Below are 20481 nucleotides of genomic sequence, written 5' to 3'. Positions count from 1 at the left end.
CGGGGGCTGCGCGGCGGACACGCCAACGTCACCGCTGAATGCCACGCCATTTTTGCAGAACTTGACGCACACAACTGCCGAGTGAACCGGGTCCGGAGATTGAGCAGGTCGAGTGAGCAGCATCAGCGGACGATCTCTCTTTTGGCAGGGATACGGCTCATTGGTTGCCGCCCTTCCGGCCAGCAGCACCACCACTGGCGTTCCAGACTGTGCCAACCAAATCGACGCCTAGGCTTCACGTTCGCGAACAGCCGGAACCAACGGCGACGACAAGCGGTTTACCAATCGAAGGGACTACAATGGATGCAGGATAATGGAATTTCTGGATTTGGAATTGGCGAGGGCCCGACAGCGGCTCAGCCGAGCGGAGCTCTCCCTTAGGCGTGCGAATGAAATGCTGGATGAAGACTGCGGAGTCGGCATCAATATTGCGTTGTGCAGCAGGATACGGGCTGCGCAACGTCGCGTGGTCGAGGCCAGATCGCGGTTGATGAAGATCGATCCAACCAGCGCTGACGGTTTTCGCGCGGGTTGACCATCCCGCCCGTCGATGCCGCGATAGGTCGGGGTCATGCGGCACTACCTCCTGGCCTCTGCCCGTGCCCACTTCGCAAGCAAAGCTCGCGCTGAACAGCGTCATGAAACGCTCGCAGTTCACGGTTGATGGTGTCACGATCGAACCCGGCACGTTGCGTCTGTCCGCCCAAGGTCGCAACCACCTGCTTCCAGTAGTTCGTCGCAGCGGCGCCGCGCTCGAAAGCACCTCGGCAACACGTCGGACTTTGCCGACACGCTTCGCCATCGGGAAGGCGATCACCAGACAGGGCGGGTTCCAACCCAGAAGTTCGAGCTGCTTCATGCAACCCTCCTCTTGGCTCGCGCGTAAGCGCCTAGTTCTTCACCTACATCGCCTGCCCCCGCAAGGGTCCAAAGCCACCCTCCGTCAACCCGATAGCCCGGCTAGAACCATCATGCTGGTATAAATCTGAAACACTGTCGTGCAGATCGCTGCGAGCGAAATCGGCACGCCAAACGGCACGACGCCTTTGCGGTCCAGGTGCTGGACGTAGAGGCGGAAAGCGCCTTGCGGCAGCATGAGCGGATTTTTGACGACCATCGCTGTGGCGAGAGCGAAAACCAGCACCACCGCCATCAGCTTGACATCGCCGGCCCCGATCTTGCGCATGGCCCAGAACGGAAAGAGCGCAACAAACAGCAAAAGGCCGGCAAGCGCGCTCAGGCCCATGTCCCACCACGACCCGGATTGCACCGACAGGAGCTGCAGCGAGCCCAAACCCAGGCAAAGCAGCAGCACATTCTGGTTGGATATCTTCTGGGTGGTGAAGTCGAGCCAGGCGATCCTTACCAGCAAAGGAATGGCTAGTCCCCTTCAGCAGCAGCGATGCGGCGAGCAACATGCTATCGCCTTACCGCTCGAGATTCTTCACGCTGGACGACAGGAGTTGCAGATTGTTGGCCACGGTCGGATCGTTGGGCGCCAGCTCATATGACCCTGCTGTCAGGATGTCACCGTCCCCAGAGTTTCCGAACGTGATAATTGATCCGCGGTATGCAATGGGACGTCCCGTAGTCGATCGCGGCTACATCCCGACCGAAACTCTCGCGCCGGCCTACTTGGCAGAGGGGGACTTGGAAGACGTGGCGTCGTGGTATGAAACCGACGCGGCTTTGGTGTCACAAGCGATCGGCTTCGAGACGAGGCTTGCCGCTGCTTGAAGATCAAGTTCGACGCCAACATCTCACCCAAGATTGTGACGGCAGTTCGAGCCTTGGAAGACGATCCGCCAATCGAAATCGGATCGGTGCACGAGGACTACCAGGCGGGCATCAGTGATCCTGACTGGATGTTTAAGTTCAGCGCCGACGGCGGCGCAGCCATGATTTCCGGTGACCACAACATCCTTCACAAGCCAGAGAACTTGATCCCCTATATCGAGTCCGGCTTGGTATCGGTATGGCCTTCAGCTGGGTGGCCGGACCTCAGACGGTTCGGCCAAGCCGCATTGTTATTCGATGGTGGATCACAACGAAGGAACGCATCTCGATCTCTGGCAAAGGCGACCGCTGGCGACTGCCGATGATCTGGACGCCAGGAGTTGAGAAGTTCACGCCGATCAAAGACCCGCGGGTCGACAGTAAATAGGGAATAGCCGTTGGGCTGGCATTGGCGGGCGGATCCCGGCCTCACTTCAGCAGAATGATCGCCGACGTAAATCGGCGGATGACCGGAATGAGGGCAGCCCTTTGCAGGGGCGAAGCTTGCGCGCTAGTATCTGCAAAACGGGAGGGGGACTAATGCCACGAATTGAGCGAGTAGAAACCCGCAAGCGCGGAATTCTGGCTATGACCGCAAGACACTCCGGCGACGTTCTCTCGACTGTGTGCGCAATAGCGTTGTTGTGGGAGCACCACTTTGTTCATTGACTACTACGAACTCCTGGAAATCAGCCCGAACGCCAACTCGGAAACGATAGAACGGGTATTTCGTTATTTTGCTATGCGCTACCATCCCGACAATCAGGATACCGGCGATGCATCACGCTTCAGTGAAATCGCGGAGGCCCACAATACTCTCAAAGATCCGGTCAAACGCGTGCAGTACGACATTCAGTATAAAGACCATTTGAAACTTCGCCTCGAGTTGATTGAGGAAGTCAGCAACACTAAAGGAATCGAACGGGACGGCGTCATTCAGGCAAAACTGCTCTCGCTACTTTATGTCAAACGCCGACAAGACGTCAACAATCCTGGCATTGGCGATGAAGAACTCGAACGCATGTCGGGCTGTCCGCGTGAACATCTGGAGTTTCATCTCTGGTATCTAAAAGCAAAAGGCTGGATAGGAAGGGTCGAAAACGGGATGTTCGCGATTACCATAGAAGGCATCGATCGCGCCAATACCGAACATCGTCGTGACACCTCCACCAGACTACTGGACGACAGAGGCTGAGGCGCGCTTGGAGGAAGGGCGAAAAGATGAAAGGAAAGGCCACAACCGCTACAAGTATGGCCGAAGCGGTAGGCATCGAACCCAAGGCATTTCGGCGAGCTCTCAGGGCTGAGCATTTCGATTGGCACAGCCGATATTCTGCCTGGGAGGTGGACGTCAAAAGCCCGCAGCATCTAGCGATGCAAAAGGTGCTACCGGCTCTTCTGGCCAACAAGGCTCCGATCTAAGGAAATGCGGCTTTGACCGGCGAGCCCGTGAAGAAGAAGCTGATTCCCGGAGTGGGCGTAACCCCTTTTGGCATCTATCAGATGGCGCAGTGCTATCGTGCGAATGCCGATGCGCTTGAAGCCGCTGCCATACACATTCTTACGCGCTTTTCGGACCATCCGAGAAGGCTGCTCTACTTCAAGGCGTTGGAGCATTTTCTCCGGAGCTTCCTCCGGCTCAATAGCCTCGACGCATGGCAGATTCGTGACTACCAACACAAATTCGCCGCCATGCTTGATTGCGGCAAGGGTTACGGCCTACGGATCTCCGACGATGCTGAGGCATTCATCCGATCGGCCACGCTGCGAAACGACTACGTGCGAATCCGTTATGACTTTCGTCTTGAGGATGACGATCTGGACCTCGAAATTCAATGGGACCTCGACCCTGAAGACCTTAAACGGGCATCTATGCTGTCCCTGAAGAAAGCGGTCTTCTAACTCGAAATGGCCGCTGGTCTGGCACTACAGGCCGCAGGGCGAGAGGTTATGCTGCCGAAGACCACGTCAGATGCGACACCGGTATGAAGACGATGCGGTGCCCATTGATGATCGCGCTGCGCTGCTTTCAGTGATCTGCTATATCCCCCGACGACGAAATCGTTGCGTCCACAGCAAAGCCACCATCGGTCGCCGCTCTCTTGAAGATGAACGTGCCTGCCCGTTCGAAGATCGCGATCGAATAAGGCGCGCAGGTTGCGCGCGCGATGTCGCGAACGCCAGCCGTCGGATCGGCACTGGTCTTCCGAAACGTCTTCGGTGGAGTGACCAACATCGTCACAACGGACAACGCGACGCTGCCATCACGGCGTCGATCTGATCAAGGATCCGGACGCGCTGCTCGACCCGGTGGTCGGCATCAGGGCGGCAATCGCGTTCTGGAGCAAAAGCGACTGCAACAAGCCGGCAACGCCCTGTGGCCGACTCAGCGGCCCGCTTCCGATCCCACCGCTGATCTCGCGACGCTGTCGACCTTTCCGCGCTCATAAGCGCCGATCATTCTTACGGCAAAGATCGAAGCCACGCCAACCATTGCGCCAGCAAGCACATCAATCAGGTGATGCCCACCCTCGGGAAGGGTGGCGATGATCATCAGAGCATTCAAAACAGCTATCGGCCACATCAGCCAGCGATAGTCGCGAAGCGCATAGACGACTATTATACCGAGAGCTGTATGGTAGGACGGGAAGGTGACCAGTCCGTTGCTTCTGGTCATGATCAGATCGAACGGTTCGCCGGATCGCAGTGCCATCAAAGTCTCGTGATGCCACATGCCTGCCTGGGCGGTGAAATGGTTGAACTGTTCTGCAGTTGGCTTGAAGTACGCATAGGCCCCTTCAGCCGGTACGAGCGCCATTATTGCTCCAGCGAGCACCGATGAGACGGCTAGCATCGCGATGAACTGCAAGCTCCTGTCATTTCTGTTTGTGGCTATATTCAACAATAGGACAAACGGCACCTGTGGTCCGAGCGCATGGTAGGCAAAGATCAGCACAGGAGCTACCAGCTGGTTATTTGTGACGGAGAGGAACCAAAGCCAATCGAAGCCCATTCGCGCATCGATAGCGGCGAGCACCGGGTCGGCAAGCGGGCGCCCAGTGGCGCTGGCCACATGCATTAAAACAGTCGTGCAGATCAGCAGTGGGACAAAGGCTGCCGCGACAAGCACCAAGCTTCCAAGGAAATCGGATGCCCGGCGAACAAATTGGCCTGCCCGCGAGCAATCATCCCGTAGGCGCCGCGTGACAAGCCACGAAACCAAACCAGCCAAGCAGATGCATAGTGCCACTGCTCTAATGTCATGCCAGTTAAGCGGCGAAAAGCGGACGGTCGAATAGGGCAGCCACAGCAGGTCAACAGCCCCAAGCAGGCCTGAAGTGATCAACGTCGCGTAAAGGTAGTTTCTTGCGCCCATAATCCTCACCGCAGTATTGGATGAATTTACCCGCCTTGGGCGTGTTTTGAGATGCGACATATTCTATCGCGGGTCAGGCGCCGGCAAAGATGCGCCAGCGAAACGAGGCAAGAGCATCGGAACGCGTTGTGCGTATTCATGATATTCGGAAAACGTCGCTCGCAAGACCCTCTCCTCGTTGATTATCCGCCGATATTGAAAAGCGAGGGCGATCGCGCAGATTGCGACCGTCGCCCACGTCGGATTACCGAGAAGAATGCCGAGCAGGACGATCGCTTCGCAGGCGTAGAGAGGGTGCCGCACGATTTGATAGGGGCCTGCGGTGACGAGCCGTCTGGCCTGAGCAGAGATGCTGAACGATCTGCCGAGCCACCATAGGCACCGAACGCAAAGCGCGAAGCCGATGATGGTAATCAGGTTGGCAGTGAGCTCAATCTGCGGAAGTATCTCGACTCGAGGGACAGCAATCAAAGTTACGGTGGCAAAGCATCCGATCAGTGCCGAGACTCGGGGTTCCAGTCCCTGCGCTGTCTTCAGCGGCGGAAGACGCGCCACTGTCGTAGCAACAACGAGTACAAGGAAGCCGAGCGCGGCAACGTCTGCAACGACGCCGATAATCAGCGCCGCTGTTCCTTCTTCGTCGCGAAGAGCTTTGACCAGGGTTGCGGCCTTCAAAGTCGCGCAGAAGGTGAAGTAAAGTGTCATCGTCGCGCGCCCGATGAAATCACGCGTCGCTGCTGGTGGGAGCTTCATGGATTTTGCCCTTCGGAATAAACGGATAGGCGAGTTGCTCGACGTAAGTTGGTGGAATGGGATCATCGACGCCATAGCGCTCCGGCACAGCTTTGCCAGGCAGGTGCATCGTTCCAAACAGCGCATCGATGAATGAAAGTTGGCCAGCGAAATTCTTGTCATATGCAGCGCGCTCGTGAGCGTGATGCCAGTGATGGAACTGAGGTGAGGCGATCAGCCATCGAAGCGGCCCGATGTTCAGCTTGACGTTGGCGTGAAGCAATAGCGCATGGGCGTGAAAAACGAACGCGAAAAGGGCGATCGACTGACTGCTAAAGCCCAACAAATACACAGGCACAAAGGAAGCGCTCTTCGTCAGAATTTGATCAACAGGATGGATCCTGTGCCCTGCCAACCAATCAAGCTCTTCTATGCTGTGATGGATTGAATGAAAGCGCCACAGAAACGGGACAGCGTGAAAAGCACGGTGCGCGAAGTAAAAGCCAATGTCCGCGACGAGAATGATTTCTATCACCTGCAGCCAAACCGGCTGCGATGACACTGCTCTGCCGACATAGTCCGGCACCAGCCGCCCAACCGTGCTCGTTGCCAGTGTAACAGCCGCAATCAGGCCAAGCATTATCGGTACGCCATTGAACACGGCATAGATCAGGTCGTTGAAGAAGGCTTTCCTGAAAATCTTCTGGCTAGGTCGTAGGCCAAATAGGCGTTCGATCGGCACGAAGATCAGAGCCGTAATCAATAGCGCTTTGAGATTTAAAACGTCCATACGGCACCCCGCCGACAAGACCCAATGCAAGCACTTCATCGGTTTTAGCGCAAGCTAATGGTTTCCAGAAGGTTAATCTCGACTCTGGCAGCCCGAAGTTCGGCGCTAAAGCGGCGACGCACCGAGAGCGTCGAGGGTGTATGCGATCTGGAATACTATCGTGCAAATCGCCGCTGCTGAAATAGGCACGCCAAACGGCACCACGCCTTTCCTATCCAGATGCTGGACGTAAACGCGAAAGGCGCCTGCCGGCAGCAGGAATGGATTCTTGACAAGCAGTGCCGCGACTAGCGCAAAAACCAGCAGCAGCACGGAAAACACGGCCAGGCCGCTGCCGCCGATCAGCAACGGCACCACCGCCATCAGCTTGACATCGCCGGCCCCGATCTTGCGCATGGCCCAGAACGGAAAGAGCGCGACAAACAGCAAAAGACCGGCAAGCCCGCTCAGGCCCATGTCCCACCACGACCTGGATTGCACCGACAGGAGTTGCAGCGAGCCCAGACCCAGGCAAAGCAGCAGCAGCACATTCTGGTTGGATATCTTCTGGGTGGTGAAGTCGAGCCAGGCGATCCTTGCCAGCAAAGGAATGGCTAGTCCCTTCAGCAGCAGCGATGCGGCGAGCAACATGCTATCGCCTTACCGCTCGAGATTCTTCACGCTGGACGACAGGAGCTGCAGATTGTTGGCCACGGTCGGATCGTTGGGCGCCAGTTCATAAGCCTTGAGGAAATTGCTGCGCGCGTCCTGCAGCTTGCCGCGCAGCAGATAGGAATAGCCGACATTGTTGTAATATTCGGGTGTCCCGCCGACCAGCCGGAAGGCTTGGCGATAGGCCAGGTCGGAGAGGTCGAAGCGGCGGATGCGATCACTAGAGGCGGCCAGGCCCATCCAGGCACCACCATCATTGGGCGCCAGTTGCGTCGCCTTGTAGAACAGCGCGCCGGCATTGCCATAGTTTTCCGCGCGGAACTGGTTCTTGGCTTCGGCGACGGCCTGGTCCGAGGCATAGTATTCGACGTCGCTGACCGTCTTCAGCCCGTCGAAGGCATCGCCAAAGGCTGTCACGTCACCTTTCGAGGGCTCGTTGGTGCGGACGACGCCGCTATCAGCCGTCTGACAGCCGGAAAGCACGATAAGCAGCAAACCGGCTACGGCTGCGAGGCGCATTGGCCCTGTCATTGCGTCGGCCCTGTCATTATCGTCCCCCAAAAGAGTCCTCCGACTCTGTATTGGTATTTCGACCAAAGCATATACCTGCCTAGAAGAAAATGCCCTTCATTCGGATAATAACAGGCAGCATGACAACCATCATCACCACTGGAAAGATGCACAGCCCCAATGGGATCATCATCTTGACCGGCAAAGCATTGGCGCGTTCCTCGGCCCGAAGGATTCTCTGTCCACGCATCTCGTCGCTGTAGACGCGCAGGGCTTCGGTCAAACTTGTACCGAGCTCCTCGGATTGCCGGAACAGAACCGCCAGCGCCCGCGCCTCCTCAAGCCCGATACGATCAGACAGTTCGCGCAGCGCCTCGCGCAGCGGCTTGCCGGCGCGCAACTGCAGAGTCATGATCGAAAGCTGAATACCGAGCCATTTATGGGTGCCGGCCAGTTCGTTGCTGACGCGCTCGACGGCCGCCTCGAGGCTCATGCCCGCGTCGGCGCAGGTGATCATCATATCCATGAAATCCGGAAATCCGCGACGATAGATCTGCTTTTGTCCATTCTCGAACCGGTCGAGCGCGATACTTGGAATCACGATACATCCCAACCCAAGCAAGGCTGAACCTCCAAAGGCGACAAGGCTGGGCAATTGGGGCGGCAAAACCTTGGACAAGAGTGCATAGGTCACAACAAAGCCGACGCAGACTGCGCCGAGCCGCGACAGAGTATAAATCAGCGGCGCGCCTGACTGGTAGAAGCCCGCGCGAAAGAGTTTCGCGTCCAGGGCGCTGGGCTCGTCCCGTTCCTTTTCGATCGATCGAAAATACGCCTCGACTGGCCGCTGTGCCGAGGTCCTGGCCAGTTCTTCCTGTCCTACAAGTGAGCGGCGATTGGGAATACCCTCTGCCATCAGGCTCTGCGCAACCAGTTTCCGCGTCTGCAGCGCCGGCATAATGACAAGCGCGCCTAGCAGGAATAGCGCCACCGCCGCCAGGAAAACCGCAATGGAGACCAGAAGGCTCAGATCCTGGGTATTCGAAAACAGGTTTATGGCTGGCTCCCGTCAAAAATCGAAATTGACCATGCGATACATGATGAAGTCGCCCAGCAGGGCCCATAAACCGAAAATCAGGAACACAGGCATGATCAGCGGGCTATCCCAGACATCGCCATAGTAGCTCGGGGCGAGGCCCGTGAGAATGGCGAGCATCAAGAGCGGAAACAGGGAAATGATCCACGCGGACATTCGCCCCTCGGCCGAGAGCGCCTTGATCTTCAACCTGAGTTTCTGCCTTTCGCGCAGCACCGATGCGAGGTTCGACAGAATCTCGGTCAAATTGCCACCGGTCTTGGCCTGAATCGACAGCGACACAGACAGCAGTTGAAGGCCCTCGAAGCCGACGCGTTGCGAGAGTTTCCGCACCGCGTTTTCAAGGCTAAGGCCAAAGGTGATTTCGTCGGAAACGATGCCGAACTCGGTGCCGAGCGGGTCAGGCATTTCACGGGCGACAAGACCTATCGCCACGGAAGTCGGATGACCGGCGCGCAGCGAACGCACGATCATGTCAAGTGCATCCGGCAATTGTTTCGCGAATTTCTGGATTCGCTTGGCGCGCGCGCGGCGGAGAACCAGAAACGGCAGGACGAATCCGATGACAAGAAAGATGATACTCGAAACCACAGCGGAGAAGTGCAGCAGGAACGCAAATACCAGTGCCAGTACCAATCCAGCGAGAATAAATATCGCGACAAACGACAGCGGATTCCCGGTAATGCCGGATTGAGTGTATAGCCTGTTCAGCCCGACCGCATTGAAAAGAAAATCGCCCGAGCCGGTCAGCCCACGTTCTCGCAGCAATCCCTGCAAGGTCTGTTCGGCCGGAACCTCGTCAACGAGCCGCTTCAGCCGACGGTTGATCGTGGTGACCGTTGAGCGGCGCTTGGAGTAGGTCACGTACAGAGTCTCGCCCCCAAGAATGACCGACGCCGCCGCCAGCACATAAATGAGGTAAAGTAATGTCTGGCCCGACGGCATCAAAGCGGAACCTGCGGGTTGAAAGCATCCTTGGCAAAGTGATGGCCGAGCGTCGCCGCTTCCTGGGCAAAGCGCGGACGGATGCCGGTGGCGCGAAATTCACCGACGATCTGACCCTCCGCACTCACATCGCGGCGAACGAAATGGTAAAGTTCCTGAAGCTGAACGACATTGCCTTCCATTCCGGTCAGTTCCGATATGGAAACAACCCGCCTTCCCCCATCCGAAAGACGCTGCGTCTGCACGATGATGTCGATCGCCGACGCGATTTGCGCCCGGATTGAATCATGGCTCATTGGCATGCCCGCCATGCCGACCATCTGTTCCAGCCGCGATATGGCATCTCGCGGTGTGTTGGCATGAATCGTGGTCATCGAACCTTCATGGCCGGTGTTCATCGCCTGCAGCATGTCGAAGGCTTCCTCGCCGCGCACCTCGCCGACGATGATGCGGTCCGGCCGCATGCGCAGAGCGTTCTTGAGCAGTTCGCGCTGACGAACCTCGCCCTTGCCCTCGACATTGGGCGGACGCGTCTCCAGCCGGCCGACATGCGGCTGCTGCAGTTGCAGTTCCGCCGCGTCCTCGATGGTGATCAGGCGCTCTCTGGCCGGGATGTAGCTCGACAGCGCGTTGAGCAAGGTCGTCTTGCCACTGCCGGTGCCGCCTGAAACCAGGATCGACTTGCGTGCCTGCACGGCAATGCGAAGCAGGTCGATCATCGGCTGGCGGATTGAATTGAACGCCATCAGGCGTTCGAGCGAATAGGGGTTTTTGGAGAATTTGCGGATAGACACCAGCGGACCATCCACCGAGATCGGCCGCACCGCGATGTTGACGCGCGAGCCGTCTTCCAGCCGCGCATCCACCATCGGCGCGGATTCGTCGACGCGTCGGCCGATCGCCGAGACGATCTTGTTGATGACACGCAGCAGATGCGCCTCGTCGCGAAAACGGATCGAGGTTTCCTCGATCACGCCGCGCCGCTCGATGAAAACGCGATTGTGCGTGTTGATCAGTATGTCGGAAATTGAATCGTCTTTCAGCAGCGGCTCGATCGGCCCCAGGCCGAGCATCTCGTCGGCGGTGTCGCTGGTCAATTGATCGAGCTCGCGAGCATTCAGCGGCACGTTGCGAGCGCGGACAAATTCCCGCACTATCGGCCGGATCTCATTCAGGATTTCATCCTTGGACGCGTTTTCAAGGGCGGTCAGGTTGAAGCGATCAATGAGGTGGCGGTGGAGCTCGACCTTGAGCGACAGGAAATCGTCACCATGCGGTTGAAGGTCGACAACAGGAGGAAGCGTCGGGGTGGCGGGCAAAACCGCCATCGGCTCGAGCTTTGGCTCGACTCGCAACTCGCTTGGCCCTTTAGTGAACCGCCCCAACATATCGCGTTATACTCCCCCGTAGAATCCGTCGCCACGGAAACTAAACGTTAACCACGCAGGGCACAAGCGCCAGCTTCGCACCATGCAATTTAATACTTCAGACATAGTTAAGATCAAGCATCAGAAAACGCGACGTTTATTTCGTCAGCGGCGCTGTCCTAATGGAGCGCGAGGACTCGCCTTTCAATGCAAGTGCCTTTTTTGCCACAAAGCCGTCATGGAGCCCCCCGCAAGCCCTTAGATATAAAGGAATATGCACTGCCGCTAATGCTGCCCCACTTCTGCCTTACCCACGTCCAAATTATGAACGAATGGTTAAGATGGGTTGAAAAACGAGCCGAATCAATGTTTTGGTCTGCTTGAGATCGGCAATATTCTTGCCAAATCATGTATAGGAAAGTTAAGAAACCCTTAATCCCATTTGACTCTGATTTTCGTCGGGACTTAGATCGAGATGACGGGGGATGCTTGGGTATGGATTTCATCCTTGGCTCGTCTCGTCGGGTTCAAACCTCCAAAGGGAGAAATTGGCATGAAGAAGCTCATGACGATGACCCGGCAGTTCCGCGACGACGAAAACGGCGCTGCCATGGTCGAATACACTATCTTGCTCGGCATCATCACCGTAGCTGTGATTGCATCGATCATAGTCGTCGGCGCCTGGGTCGGCACTCGGTGGACGACGCTGTCGGCAGCGTTGCCGTGATATCTTGACGCTGTCATCGACGCCGGAGACACCTGCGGCGTCGATGGACTAAGGTTTCGATTAAAGATGACGGGGGATGCTACGGTATGGATTTCATCCTTGGCTCGTCTCGTCGGGTTCAGACTCTAAGGGAGAATTGGCATGAACAAGCTCATGACGAGGACCCGGCAGTTCCGCGATGACGAAAACGGCGCTGCGATGGTCGAATATACCATCTTGCTCGGCATCATTACCGTAGCTGTGATCGCATCGATCATAATCGTCGGCGCATGGGTCGGCACCCAGTGGACGACGCTGTCGGGAGCGTTGCCGTGATATCGTGACGCTAATCATCGACGCCGCGACTATCCGCGGCGTCGATGATCAAGAATAATACAGCAAGCTGTGCAAACGCAGTCGGGTGGGGCAAGAAATGCGCGCAAACAGTGTCATCATGATCGTTCTCGCCGGCGTGTTCGGCGTGGTGGCGGTGGTGCTCGCCAATATTTGGCTGGCTAGCCAGCGCAGTGCAATGGCGCGGACGGATGATGTCCAGCGCGACACGGTCGTGGTGGCCGCAATGCCGTTGAAGTTCGGCGACACGCTGTCGGCGGACAAGCTGCGCGAAGTCGCCTGGCCCTCAGGCGCCGTCCCGACCGGAGCTTTCAAGACAACGAAAGAAATGCTGGCGGGCGAAGGCACGAAGCAGGCGCTGCAGGCGATCGGTGTCAACGAGCCCGTTCTCGCCACCAAGATCACTGGCCCCGGCCAACGCGCCACACTTTCAGCAGTGCTCGGCGAAGGCATGAAAGCTGTTTCTATCAGGGTCAACGACGTGCTTGGCGTTGCCGGGTTCGTTTTCCCCGGCGATCGGGTCGATGTGCTGCTGACGCGCAAGGTGCGTACCTCCCAGGGGGCGGACCAAAGTTTCGTCGACGTGCTTTTGCAGAGCATGAAGGTGCTCGCCGTCGATCAGGTCGCCGATGAAAGCTCCGAGAACCCGACGGTCGTGAAGGCGGTCACGCTCGAGGTCAGCACCAAAGACGCTCAGAAGCTTACCTTGGCTGCCGACGCGGGCCAGCTGTCGCTGGCGCTTCGTCAAGCCGCCGCCAGCAAGGGCGAGACGACCGAACGCATTACGCTTTCAGACTTGACCGGTGATACGCCGGATGATGTCGCAGCCAGGCAGGCCGAACTCGCCAAGCAGGCAGCAGCCGAGGCTGAGGCAGCAGCCGAGCGCAAGCGCGCGGACGACAAGATCAATGGGCTGACCCAGGCCGTGGAACGGGTCGGAAGCAGGCTCGACCTGTTGAGCAGCGCAAAACCTGCTCCGGCAGTGGCCTCAGCACCCCAGATGCAAGAAGTGGTTAAGGAAGTCATCAAATATGTGCAGCCGGAGCCGCCTGCGCGTGCGACGATCGGCGTCTTCAGGGGTGTGAAGCTCGAATCTTACGACGTGCCGCGACAAAAATAGCGTTACGGTATTGCCGAACGAATCGGCAAGAGGGGGTAGTCTAGATGCGTATGTTCCGGGGACCACTGGCGGCTGCCGCGCTGGCCTGTTCGGTCATGTTACTGCCGATCGACCTTGCTGCTCATGCAGCCGACCGTAGGATCGATGTGTCGAACCCCAGCGTCCACCGTATTTTCCTGCCCATGTCGCAGTCGGTCACGATCCAGGTGAACGCTACTCTCGGTGACATCGTCGTCGGCGACGAGAAGATCGCCGACGCCCAGCCAATGACCGACCGGACGCTCTATGTCATCGGCAAGAGCGCCGGCACCACCACCGTCAACCTCTTTTCAGAAGACAAGCGTTCGCTCGGCGTGATCCAGATCGAGGTCGGCGTCGACGTGAGCGACATGGCGCAGGCGATCCGGCAGGTCGCGCCCAGGGCTCGCATCGATATCGGTTCGATCAACGGCAAGGTCAGGCTTGGCGGCCATGTCAAGGACGGCGCCACGCTGGCGGCGATCATGCAGGTTGCCCAGCAATATGGCCCCGACGCGATCATAAACGCAGTGACCGTCGACGACAGCCAGCAGGTTAACCTCGAGGTACGCGTGCTCGAGGCCAAGCGCAACGCCGGCCGCGATCTTGGCGTCTCGATCAGAAGCAACAGCGGCTCGACCCGAACCGGAACCGGCATTGCCGCCGTCGACGAGGACGGTTTGGTGCTTGGACCGGGAAATCTGGTCAGCGGTCTCCTGGGGAATTCGAGCCCGTTCGCGGCGCTGATCACCCGCGTCATCGACAGCGATATCAAAGTCGACCTGATCATCGAGGCGCTGGAGGCAAAAGGCGTTGTGCGCACTCTTGCCGAACCCAATCTCACCGCGCTGTCGGGTGAGGTTGCCAGCTTCAACGCCGGCGGCGAAGTGCCAGTGCGCCGCCTCGTCGATGACGAGGTCGTGATCGAATACAAGCAGTTCGGCGTCAATCTGCTGTTCACGCCGGTCGTGCTCAACGACGACAAGATCAACATCAGGCTGGCGCCGGAAGTGAGCGACCTGAGCGGCTTCACGGCCGCCGGCGACCCGATCTTCACCAACCGCAAGCTGTCGACCGTCGTCGAACTGCGCGACGGCCAGAGCTTCGCCATCGGCGGGCTGTTATCGAGCAAGAACACCAAGATCCAGGAACAGGTGCCATGGCTCGGCCAGGTTCCGATTGTCGGCGTACTTTTCCGGAATTCGAGCAATCAGAAAGAAGAGACGGAGCTGGTCGTCATCGTCACGCCGCGTATCGTACGCCCGACAAAGCCCGGCGAGCAGCTGGCGACGCCATTCGACAAGACGCGACCAGCCAACGACCCGGAGCTCTTCCTCCTCGGTCAGCTCGAAGTGACCAAGGACATGGTGCGCAAATATGAACTCGGCCAAGGCGTGGTCGGCCCCTATGGCCACATGCTCGACCTGAAATCCAAGGACAAGATGATCTATGTCAAGAAATAGCGCCTTGATCCTTCTTTTATGCGCCGGCTCGCTGACTGGCTGCGCCGCCGACTACCTGAACAATTACGAAACGGTGACACTGGCTGCCGGCGACACGCAGAAATACAATTCGCTGCTGCAGACGGTCGATCCGCTCAATCCCGCGTCGAAGAACACGGCGATTGAAGGCGATGGCGCGCGCGCTGCCGCTGTTGCCCAGAATTACAAATTTCCACCACCACCGCCGCCTCCGCCGGCCATAACGGTCAATGTCGGCGACACCGGGGATTAAACAGAAGGATGCGGGTTCAGCGTCAGGCAAAGTGACTGGCGTCAGGGGAGCTAAGAGTAAGACCATGCTGCGGATTGTTCGCGCGTTCTGGCACGATCAAAGGGGAATAGCGCTGATACTGGTCAGCATCATGCTGCCGGCAATCATCGGTTTTTCCCTGCTGGCGATCGATATGAGCCGGGTCAACAACCTGCACAACGATCTTCAGAAGGGGGCTGATGCGTTTGCTCTAGCAGGCGCGGCTGAGCTGGATGGGACGTCGGGCGCTATCATCCGTGCTGACAGGGCGATCGCTACGCTGGTAAGCAATCGATATACCTTCTCGACCTCCGGCCCCCCTCAAACGCTAGCTGCCGCCGGAGTAACACGCCGCTATCTCCGCTCGTTGCCGGCCACCGACGATCTCCCGATCGTGGCGGCCAATGTGATCACCGACGAACTGAACGACGCCAGACTTGCCCGTTTTGTGGAAGTCACGGTAACCCCGGTCGGATTTGCCGCGATCTTTCCGGCTTCCTTCTTGTCACCTGGCGCCAGCAACAGTTTCAATGTCGGGGCAGTCGCGGTGGCGGGCTTCACCTCCGGCGTCTGCGATTTTACGCCTGTCTTTATGTGCAATCCCTATGAGATGGTGAACGGGACAAACAATGCCGGGGGATATACGCTTGAGCAGGCGGTTTCCAATCCGGCCGTGCATCGTCGGTTGATCGAACTGCGGAAAGTTGGAAATGGGGCTGCTGCTGGTCCAGGTAATTTCGGCTTCCTCGAGCCCCCGGCAAATGTGGGGAACGGCGCTCAAGCCCTCGCCCAGACGATCGCGACATCAAGGCCGATTGGCTGCTATAACTCCGCGAACGTTACCACGAAGACAGGTCAGAACGCCGGCCCGGTACAAGACGCCTTCAACGTTCGTTTCGGGATTGGAGCCAACGGTAACCACTTCGATAGTGCTGAATACGGTCCGGCCGCCAATGTCCGAAAAGGGGCGATACAGACCACAGGTAGCGTCAATCAATGCGCTGCCATGAACCAGCTTTCCTTCACCGAAGCTGGAACGATGGGCCTTCCGCGCGATGCGACAACGCCATATCAGGGCGGCAGGATGGGCGACGGAGATTGGAATTTTTCCGGCTATTGGAGCACCAACTTCGGTTCCGCTTCCTATCCATCGTCATGGGATACAACCAAGCCGACGCGCTATGAGGTTTATCGTTACGAGATATCGGCCGGGTTGGTGGGCACCGCATCGACAGGTGGAGAGATCGGAACGCCGTCGGCAGCTTGCCAACCGCCGGTCACCTCAGTTGATCGTCGGTTGATTTATGGCGCGATCCTGAACTGCACTGCACTCGAAGCTGCGGGCAACGGCCTGTCCGGCCACAGCACCAATCTGCCGGTCGAAGCCTTCGGCAGCTTCTTCCTCACTGAACCGGTTGCGTCACCATCGGATGATGCGTCGGTGATGGTTGAACTTGTCGACATAACCGGACGCGGCGGCCAGGGCACGCTCGACAATTTCCTTCGCGACGAAGTCCAGCTTTACCGGTGATGGCGATGATCGGAACGCTATGCCGCCACCTCGACAGATTTCGACGCGACAGCCGTGGTGCGGTCCTCGTCGAAATGACGCTGATCACGCCGCTGATGCTGATCTTGTCGGCAGGTGTGTTCGAGTTCGGCAATCTGATCCACAAAAAGCTGCTGATGGAGGCCGGTCTGTCGGACGCGGCACGCTTTGCCGCGCGCTGCAACAGCCAACTATATACTAGCTACCCTGGGTTCACGGCGATCAACTGCGCCGATATCGCAGCAAACATCGCGGTGTTCGGCAATGTGGCAATGACAGGCAGTCCGCGCATCAGCGACTGGGAGAAATCGGGGGGGGCATCCAATAATGCGACGGTGACCATCGCCGCCCCCGCTTCCTGTCGCGACGCCGTCGTCGCCGGCGTCACCCAATATCGCTCCACCACGGCACAAGTCTGTATCGTCCGAGCGGTCGGCAACTATCCATATGCCGGCGTCGGCATGCTGTCGTTCATCGGAATCGGTCCGATCACGCTGACCGGCTCTCACGAGGAGCGGTTGATCCGATTCTGATCATGATCAAGCGTTTTGCGAAATCGGAAGACGGCGCGGCGATGGTAGAAATGACCATCGTGGCGACGCTGCTGTTTGCCCTTGTTCTCGGCTTCGTGGATTTCGGCAATGCCTTCTATCAATGGAATGCGGCCACCAAGGCCGTACAGATCGGCGCAAGGCTGGCCTCCATCTCTAATCCAGTCGCGCCGCAGATTTCCACAGCTGGCCCGACTACGACGCCGGGAGCGCCAGTAGTCGCGGGTTCTTTTTCCTACGTTTGCAACGGCGCAACGTCGACCTGCAGCTGCACAGGCGCCTATTGTGTCGCCGGCGTGTGGTCAGCAGCAAATTTCACCAGAATTTATGCAGGTGACGATGGGGTATGTGGTCCCGTGGCCGGCAGTCGTCTCGGCATGTGCGACTTCTACCCCTATCTGCAGCCGGCGAACGTCGTCGTCCGCTACTCGGCTACAGGGCTTGGCTACCAGACCCGGCTGGGCGGTCCTGTACCGACAATAACAGTCAGCCTCCAGAGCGTGAACTTCCAGTTTTTCTTTTTGCAAGGGCTGATGGGTTTTACGAATATCACCATGCCCTCGATGCTCAGCACGGTCACGGGCGAAGACCTGAGGAGTACATCGCCATGAACGCCATCAACACCAAGGTACTCCCGACCAAACGAAAGCAGGTGGCGTTGTTCTCGTCGGATCCGCAATTCAAGCGCGAGGTGGCGACGCGGCTGGACGCGCTGGCCATCTACGATGTCAGGATCTCCGAGACGGCTGACTTCCTCAAGGGCCCGCCCGCTGAGACGCGCCCGGGCATCGTCATCCTCGACCTGGCCAATGGCGAGTTGCTCGGCGAACCCGGCATCGTCGCGGCGCGCGCCTTGTGGGCGACCGTGCCGCTGATCGCGGTTTCCGACGAATTGACCTCCGAAAAGACGCGCATCCTGGTTCGCATGAACGCCTCGGACTGGCTGCACAAGCCGCTCGACGCCAAAGAGCTGCTGAACGCGGTCACCTTCCACGACACCGGCAACCAAGGCACCAAAAGCCGCATCATCACTTTCATCAGCGCCAGCGGCGGCGCCGGCGCCACGACGCTCGCTCTGTCGGCGGCGGAATTCCTGGCCTCGAAATCCACCGAACGGGCGGCTTCGACCTGCCTCGTCGATCTCGATTTCCAGAGCGCCAATTGCGGCGCCTATCTCAACCTGTTCAACCAGTTCGACCTGGCCGGCATCATCGGCCAGCCGGAAAGGCTCGATGTCGAACTGATGGACGTCATCAGGCTTTCGCGTCCGTCCGGCCTGACCCTCTATTCATTCGAGAGGCCGCAGCTGCCGTTTGAGCCGCAGGGCGCCGATTTCGTGTTCCGGCTGCTGGACCTCGTCGCCTACCGGTTCGACGACATCGTCATCGACCTGCCGAATATCGAAACCCCCTGGCAGAATTCCGTGCTTTCGACGAGCGACGAGATCTTCATCGTCTTCGAGCTCAACGTCGCCTCGCTGCGGCAAGGCAAGCGGCTCTACACGAAGATCCGCGAATTGCGCGGCAATTCGGTGAGCATCACGCTGGTCGCCAACAAGCATAAGCGCAAATGGTTCGGCAATCACTTTTCGCGCAGCGAACTCGAGAAGATCTTCAAGGCGCCGCACATCAAGTCGGTCGGCCTGGACAATGCGCTGCTGACCGACGCGCTGAACCGGGCCATCCTGCCTTCCGATGTGGATGGGCGGGCGCGCTTCAACAAGGACCTGAAGCGGATGTTCAAAGAGCGGCTCGATGACGCAGCCCGGTAGATACCGCATCGTCCCGAGGCTTGCCGGCGCCTACATCATCGGCCTGGCCTTGGGGATGCCGGCCTGGGAATTCGCCCAAGCCCGATCCGCGCTGTCGGACCGGCTGCCGCTGCCGGCAATGGGCCCCAGCCTGCGCAAGGCGGTTGCTCTCCAAACCGCGGAACGGGCCGGCACGATCATCATCCGCAAGGACGAGAAGGCGCTTTATCTGGTGACCCGGCAGGGCCAGGCGCTGCGCTACCAGATCAGCGTCGGGCGCGACGGCTTTGGCTGGACCGGCATCGTCAAGGTCGGGGCGAAAACGGAATGGCCGGAATGGCGCCCGCCCAGGGAAATGCGCGCTCGCCAGCCGGAGCTGCCGGAAATGGTGCCCGCCGGTCCCTACAATCCGCTCGGCGCCAGGGCACTCTATCTGCTGCGGGACGGGCGCGACACGCTCTACCGCATTCACGGCACCAACGATCCCAAGGGCATCGGCTTCGACGGAACATCGGGATGTTTCCGTCTTACCAACACCGATGTGATCGATCTCTTCAAGCGCGTCTCGATCGGCGCAAAGGTGGTGGTCCAATGACGATGATCAGCGACCCGGATATGCCGGCAATCGACATTGGGCCGGCAACCCATACTGAAGAGCAAGCTGCAGAGGGGAAACCGAGCAATGCAAGAATGATCGGCGTTGTCGCCGTCGGCGCCTTGCTGATCACGGCGGTGAACATAACGGCCGCGGTCTATTTCTACCGCGGCATCAACGATCTGCGCTTTGTCGAACGGCGGCTGGAACAGCTCGGATCGTTCGAGCAACGGATCGCAGCCCGGCTCGACACGGTCAACAACGGCTTCCAAAGCCGGTTCGAAAAACTGGACGGCCAACTGCAGGGCAGCTTCAACGAAGTCAAAGGCAGCATTGCCCGGCTTGAACAGGAGCTGCCCCTGGACAGTGACGACGACATGTCAAGCGCGGCGGAGCCTCCCGTGATCACGACCACCATGGCGGAAGCAACTACCGATCTCGAAGAAGCGACCGAACCCAGCATCGTCGAAGCGCCGCGCCCGCCCAAAAAGAGGATCGCGGCGCCGCCCCCTCCCCCAAACTCGTCCTACCAGCGCATCGTGCAACCTGACGGCAAGGTCCACTACAAGAAAATCAACTAGAAGCGATAGACATCGAGAGACGGGTTTTTGCGTTCAGCTGCGTGCAGAGCTGCCGTCGTCTTGCTGGCAATGCCGATCGGGAGCGCGACGGCTGCGACCTGCTACCATGTTGTCAATGTCGACTTTTGGGATGTTCTCTATATCCGATCGCAGCCAAGCCACCTCTCCAGGGCTACGGGCGCAATCGCTAGAGCACGTCCTGTTTAATCCGGTTCATATCCTGCGGCTTTGAAGTAATTGGCACATTCGGCTGGGGTGAAGA

At 58.5% G+C, this 20481-nt stretch carries 26 protein-coding genes; 14 read left to right on the top strand and 12 right to left on the bottom strand.

Annotation, left to right across the window (positions count from 1 at the left end):
* The 4 genes from AC0L25_RS30170 to AC0L25_RS30155 all read right to left on the bottom strand — a co-directional run.
* Positions 1-195: hypothetical protein (locus tag AC0L25_RS30170; protein ID WP_473598801.1), on the bottom strand; the 195-nt coding region annotated here is incomplete at its 3' end.
* A 99-nt stretch (positions 196-294) separates the two neighbouring features.
* On the bottom strand, positions 295-573 hold the full coding sequence (locus AC0L25_RS30165) for a hypothetical protein (RefSeq protein ID WP_473598800.1): 279 nt from the start codon (positions 571-573) through the stop codon (positions 295-297).
* Positions 570-719, bottom strand: a complete 150-nt coding sequence (locus tag AC0L25_RS30160; RefSeq protein ID WP_473598804.1) for a DUF6074 family protein — start codon at positions 717-719, stop codon at positions 570-572. The genes AC0L25_RS30165 and AC0L25_RS30160 overlap by 4 nt, the downstream gene beginning before the upstream one ends.
* Positions 720-943: 224 nt before the next feature.
* Positions 944-1372 carry a prepilin peptidase gene (locus AC0L25_RS30155; RefSeq protein WP_473598799.1) on the bottom strand — a complete coding sequence of 143 codons (429 nt, stop codon included), beginning with the start codon at positions 1370-1372 and terminating at the stop codon, positions 944-946.
* Between the two features lie 361 nt (positions 1373-1733).
* Here AC0L25_RS30155 and AC0L25_RS30150 point away from each other — a divergent pair, with 361 nt between their 5' ends.
* The 3 genes from AC0L25_RS30150 (at position 1734) to AC0L25_RS30140 (ending at position 3678) form a co-directional block, all read left to right on the top strand.
* A complete protein-coding gene (locus AC0L25_RS30150) occupies positions 1734-2102 on the top strand; it encodes a PIN-like domain-containing protein (RefSeq protein ID WP_473598798.1) in 369 nt (122 codons plus the stop codon).
* Positions 2103-2434: 332 nt separating this feature from the next.
* Complete coding sequence (locus AC0L25_RS30145) at positions 2435-2971, top strand: DnaJ domain-containing protein (protein WP_473598797.1); 537 nt, start codon at positions 2435-2437, stop codon at positions 2969-2971.
* 239 nt (positions 2972-3210) lie between these two features.
* Entirely contained in the window at positions 3211-3678 is a 468-nt protein-coding gene (locus tag AC0L25_RS30140; RefSeq protein ID WP_473598796.1) for a hypothetical protein, read from the top strand.
* Between the two features lie 484 nt (positions 3679-4162).
* On the opposite strand, the gene AC0L25_RS30135 is transcribed toward AC0L25_RS30140, so the two are convergent.
* The 8 genes from AC0L25_RS30135 to AC0L25_RS30100 all read right to left on the bottom strand — a co-directional run bounded on the left by AC0L25_RS30135 (position 4163) and on the right by AC0L25_RS30100 (position 11264).
* Complete coding sequence (locus AC0L25_RS30135) at positions 4163-5152, bottom strand: phosphatase PAP2 family protein (RefSeq protein WP_473598795.1); 990 nt, start codon at positions 5150-5152, stop codon at positions 4163-4165.
* A gap of 63 nt (positions 5153-5215) precedes the next feature.
* On the bottom strand, positions 5216-5905 hold the full coding sequence (locus tag AC0L25_RS30130; protein ID WP_473598794.1) for a methyltransferase family protein: 690 nt from the start codon (positions 5903-5905) through the stop codon (positions 5216-5218).
* The gene (locus AC0L25_RS30125) at positions 5877-6674 is read right to left on the bottom strand and encodes a sterol desaturase family protein (RefSeq protein ID WP_473598793.1); all 798 of its coding nucleotides are present in this window, start codon (positions 6672-6674) and stop codon (positions 5877-5879) included. Before AC0L25_RS30125 ends, AC0L25_RS30130 begins: the two co-directional genes overlap by 29 nt.
* Positions 6675-6779: 105 nt before the next feature.
* Entirely contained in the window at positions 6780-7304 is a 525-nt protein-coding gene (locus AC0L25_RS30120; protein ID WP_473598792.1) for a prepilin peptidase, read from the bottom strand.
* Positions 7305-7313: 9 nt separating this feature from the next.
* The gene (locus AC0L25_RS30115; RefSeq protein WP_473598803.1) at positions 7314-7856 is read right to left on the bottom strand and encodes a tetratricopeptide repeat protein; all 543 of its coding nucleotides are present in this window, start codon (positions 7854-7856) and stop codon (positions 7314-7316) included.
* A gap of 79 nt (positions 7857-7935) precedes the next feature.
* On the bottom strand, positions 7936-8886 hold the full coding sequence (locus tag AC0L25_RS30110) for a type II secretion system F family protein (RefSeq protein ID WP_473598802.1): 951 nt from the start codon (positions 8884-8886) through the stop codon (positions 7936-7938).
* Between the two features lie 18 nt (positions 8887-8904).
* Positions 8905-9876 carry a type II secretion system F family protein gene (locus tag AC0L25_RS30105; protein WP_473598791.1) on the bottom strand — a complete coding sequence of 324 codons (972 nt, stop codon included), beginning with the start codon at positions 9874-9876 and terminating at the stop codon, positions 8905-8907.
* Positions 9876-11264: a CpaF family protein gene (locus tag AC0L25_RS30100; protein ID WP_352953117.1), complete on the bottom strand. Its 1389-nt coding sequence runs from the start codon at positions 11262-11264 to the stop codon at positions 9876-9878. The genes AC0L25_RS30105 and AC0L25_RS30100 overlap by 1 nt, the downstream gene beginning before the upstream one ends.
* Positions 11265-11796: 532 nt before the next feature.
* Between AC0L25_RS30100 and AC0L25_RS30095 the strand changes: the two genes are divergently transcribed.
* The 11 genes from AC0L25_RS30095 to AC0L25_RS30045 all read left to right on the top strand — a co-directional run bounded on the left by AC0L25_RS30095 (position 11797) and on the right by AC0L25_RS30045 (position 20219).
* Positions 11797-11970: a Flp family type IVb pilin gene (locus AC0L25_RS30095; protein ID WP_352953116.1), complete on the top strand. Its 174-nt coding sequence runs from the start codon at positions 11797-11799 to the stop codon at positions 11968-11970.
* 141 nt (positions 11971-12111) lie between these two features.
* Positions 12112-12285, top strand: a complete 174-nt coding sequence (locus tag AC0L25_RS30090) for a Flp family type IVb pilin (RefSeq protein ID WP_352953115.1) — start codon at positions 12112-12114, stop codon at positions 12283-12285.
* 97 nt (positions 12286-12382) lie between these two features.
* Positions 12383-13423: a Flp pilus assembly protein CpaB gene (cpaB, locus tag AC0L25_RS30085; protein ID WP_473598790.1), complete on the top strand. Its 1041-nt coding sequence runs from the start codon at positions 12383-12385 to the stop codon at positions 13421-13423.
* A gap of 44 nt (positions 13424-13467) precedes the next feature.
* Positions 13468-14904, top strand: a complete 1437-nt coding sequence (locus AC0L25_RS30080) for a type II and III secretion system protein family protein (RefSeq protein WP_473598789.1) — start codon at positions 13468-13470, stop codon at positions 14902-14904.
* A gap of 4 nt (positions 14905-14908) precedes the next feature.
* A complete protein-coding gene (locus AC0L25_RS30075) occupies positions 14909-15175 on the top strand; it encodes a hypothetical protein (RefSeq protein WP_473598788.1) in 267 nt (88 codons plus the stop codon).
* A gap of 64 nt (positions 15176-15239) precedes the next feature.
* Entirely contained in the window at positions 15240-16724 is a 1485-nt protein-coding gene (locus AC0L25_RS30070) for a TadE/TadG family type IV pilus assembly protein (RefSeq protein ID WP_473598787.1), read from the top strand.
* Positions 16725-16729: 5 nt separating this feature from the next.
* On the top strand, positions 16730-17275 hold the full coding sequence (locus AC0L25_RS30065; RefSeq protein WP_473598786.1) for a TadE/TadG family type IV pilus assembly protein: 546 nt from the start codon (positions 16730-16732) through the stop codon (positions 17273-17275).
* Positions 17276-17277: 2 nt separating this feature from the next.
* Positions 17278-17904 (top strand): TadE/TadG family type IV pilus assembly protein, encoded by a 627-nt coding sequence (locus AC0L25_RS30060; protein WP_473598785.1) that lies wholly within the window; start codon positions 17278-17280, stop codon positions 17902-17904.
* Positions 17901-19064, top strand: coding sequence for a CpaE/TadZ family protein (locus tag AC0L25_RS30055; protein ID WP_473598784.1), 1164 nt, complete (start codon positions 17901-17903; stop codon positions 19062-19064). Before AC0L25_RS30060 ends, AC0L25_RS30055 begins: the two co-directional genes overlap by 4 nt.
* Entirely contained in the window at positions 19048-19638 is a 591-nt protein-coding gene (locus AC0L25_RS30050; protein ID WP_473598783.1) for a L,D-transpeptidase, read from the top strand. The genes AC0L25_RS30055 and AC0L25_RS30050 overlap by 17 nt, the downstream gene beginning before the upstream one ends.
* A complete protein-coding gene (locus AC0L25_RS30045; protein WP_473598782.1) occupies positions 19635-20219 on the top strand; it encodes a hypothetical protein in 585 nt (194 codons plus the stop codon). The genes AC0L25_RS30050 and AC0L25_RS30045 overlap by 4 nt, the downstream gene beginning before the upstream one ends.
* The last annotated feature ends 262 nt before the right edge of the window (positions 20220-20481 follow it).

It is taken from the genome of Mesorhizobium sp. WSM4813 (assembly GCF_055811555.1).
The sequence above is the reverse complement of the archived record's forward strand: the minus strand, read 5'-3'. Positions and strand labels throughout refer to the sequence as shown.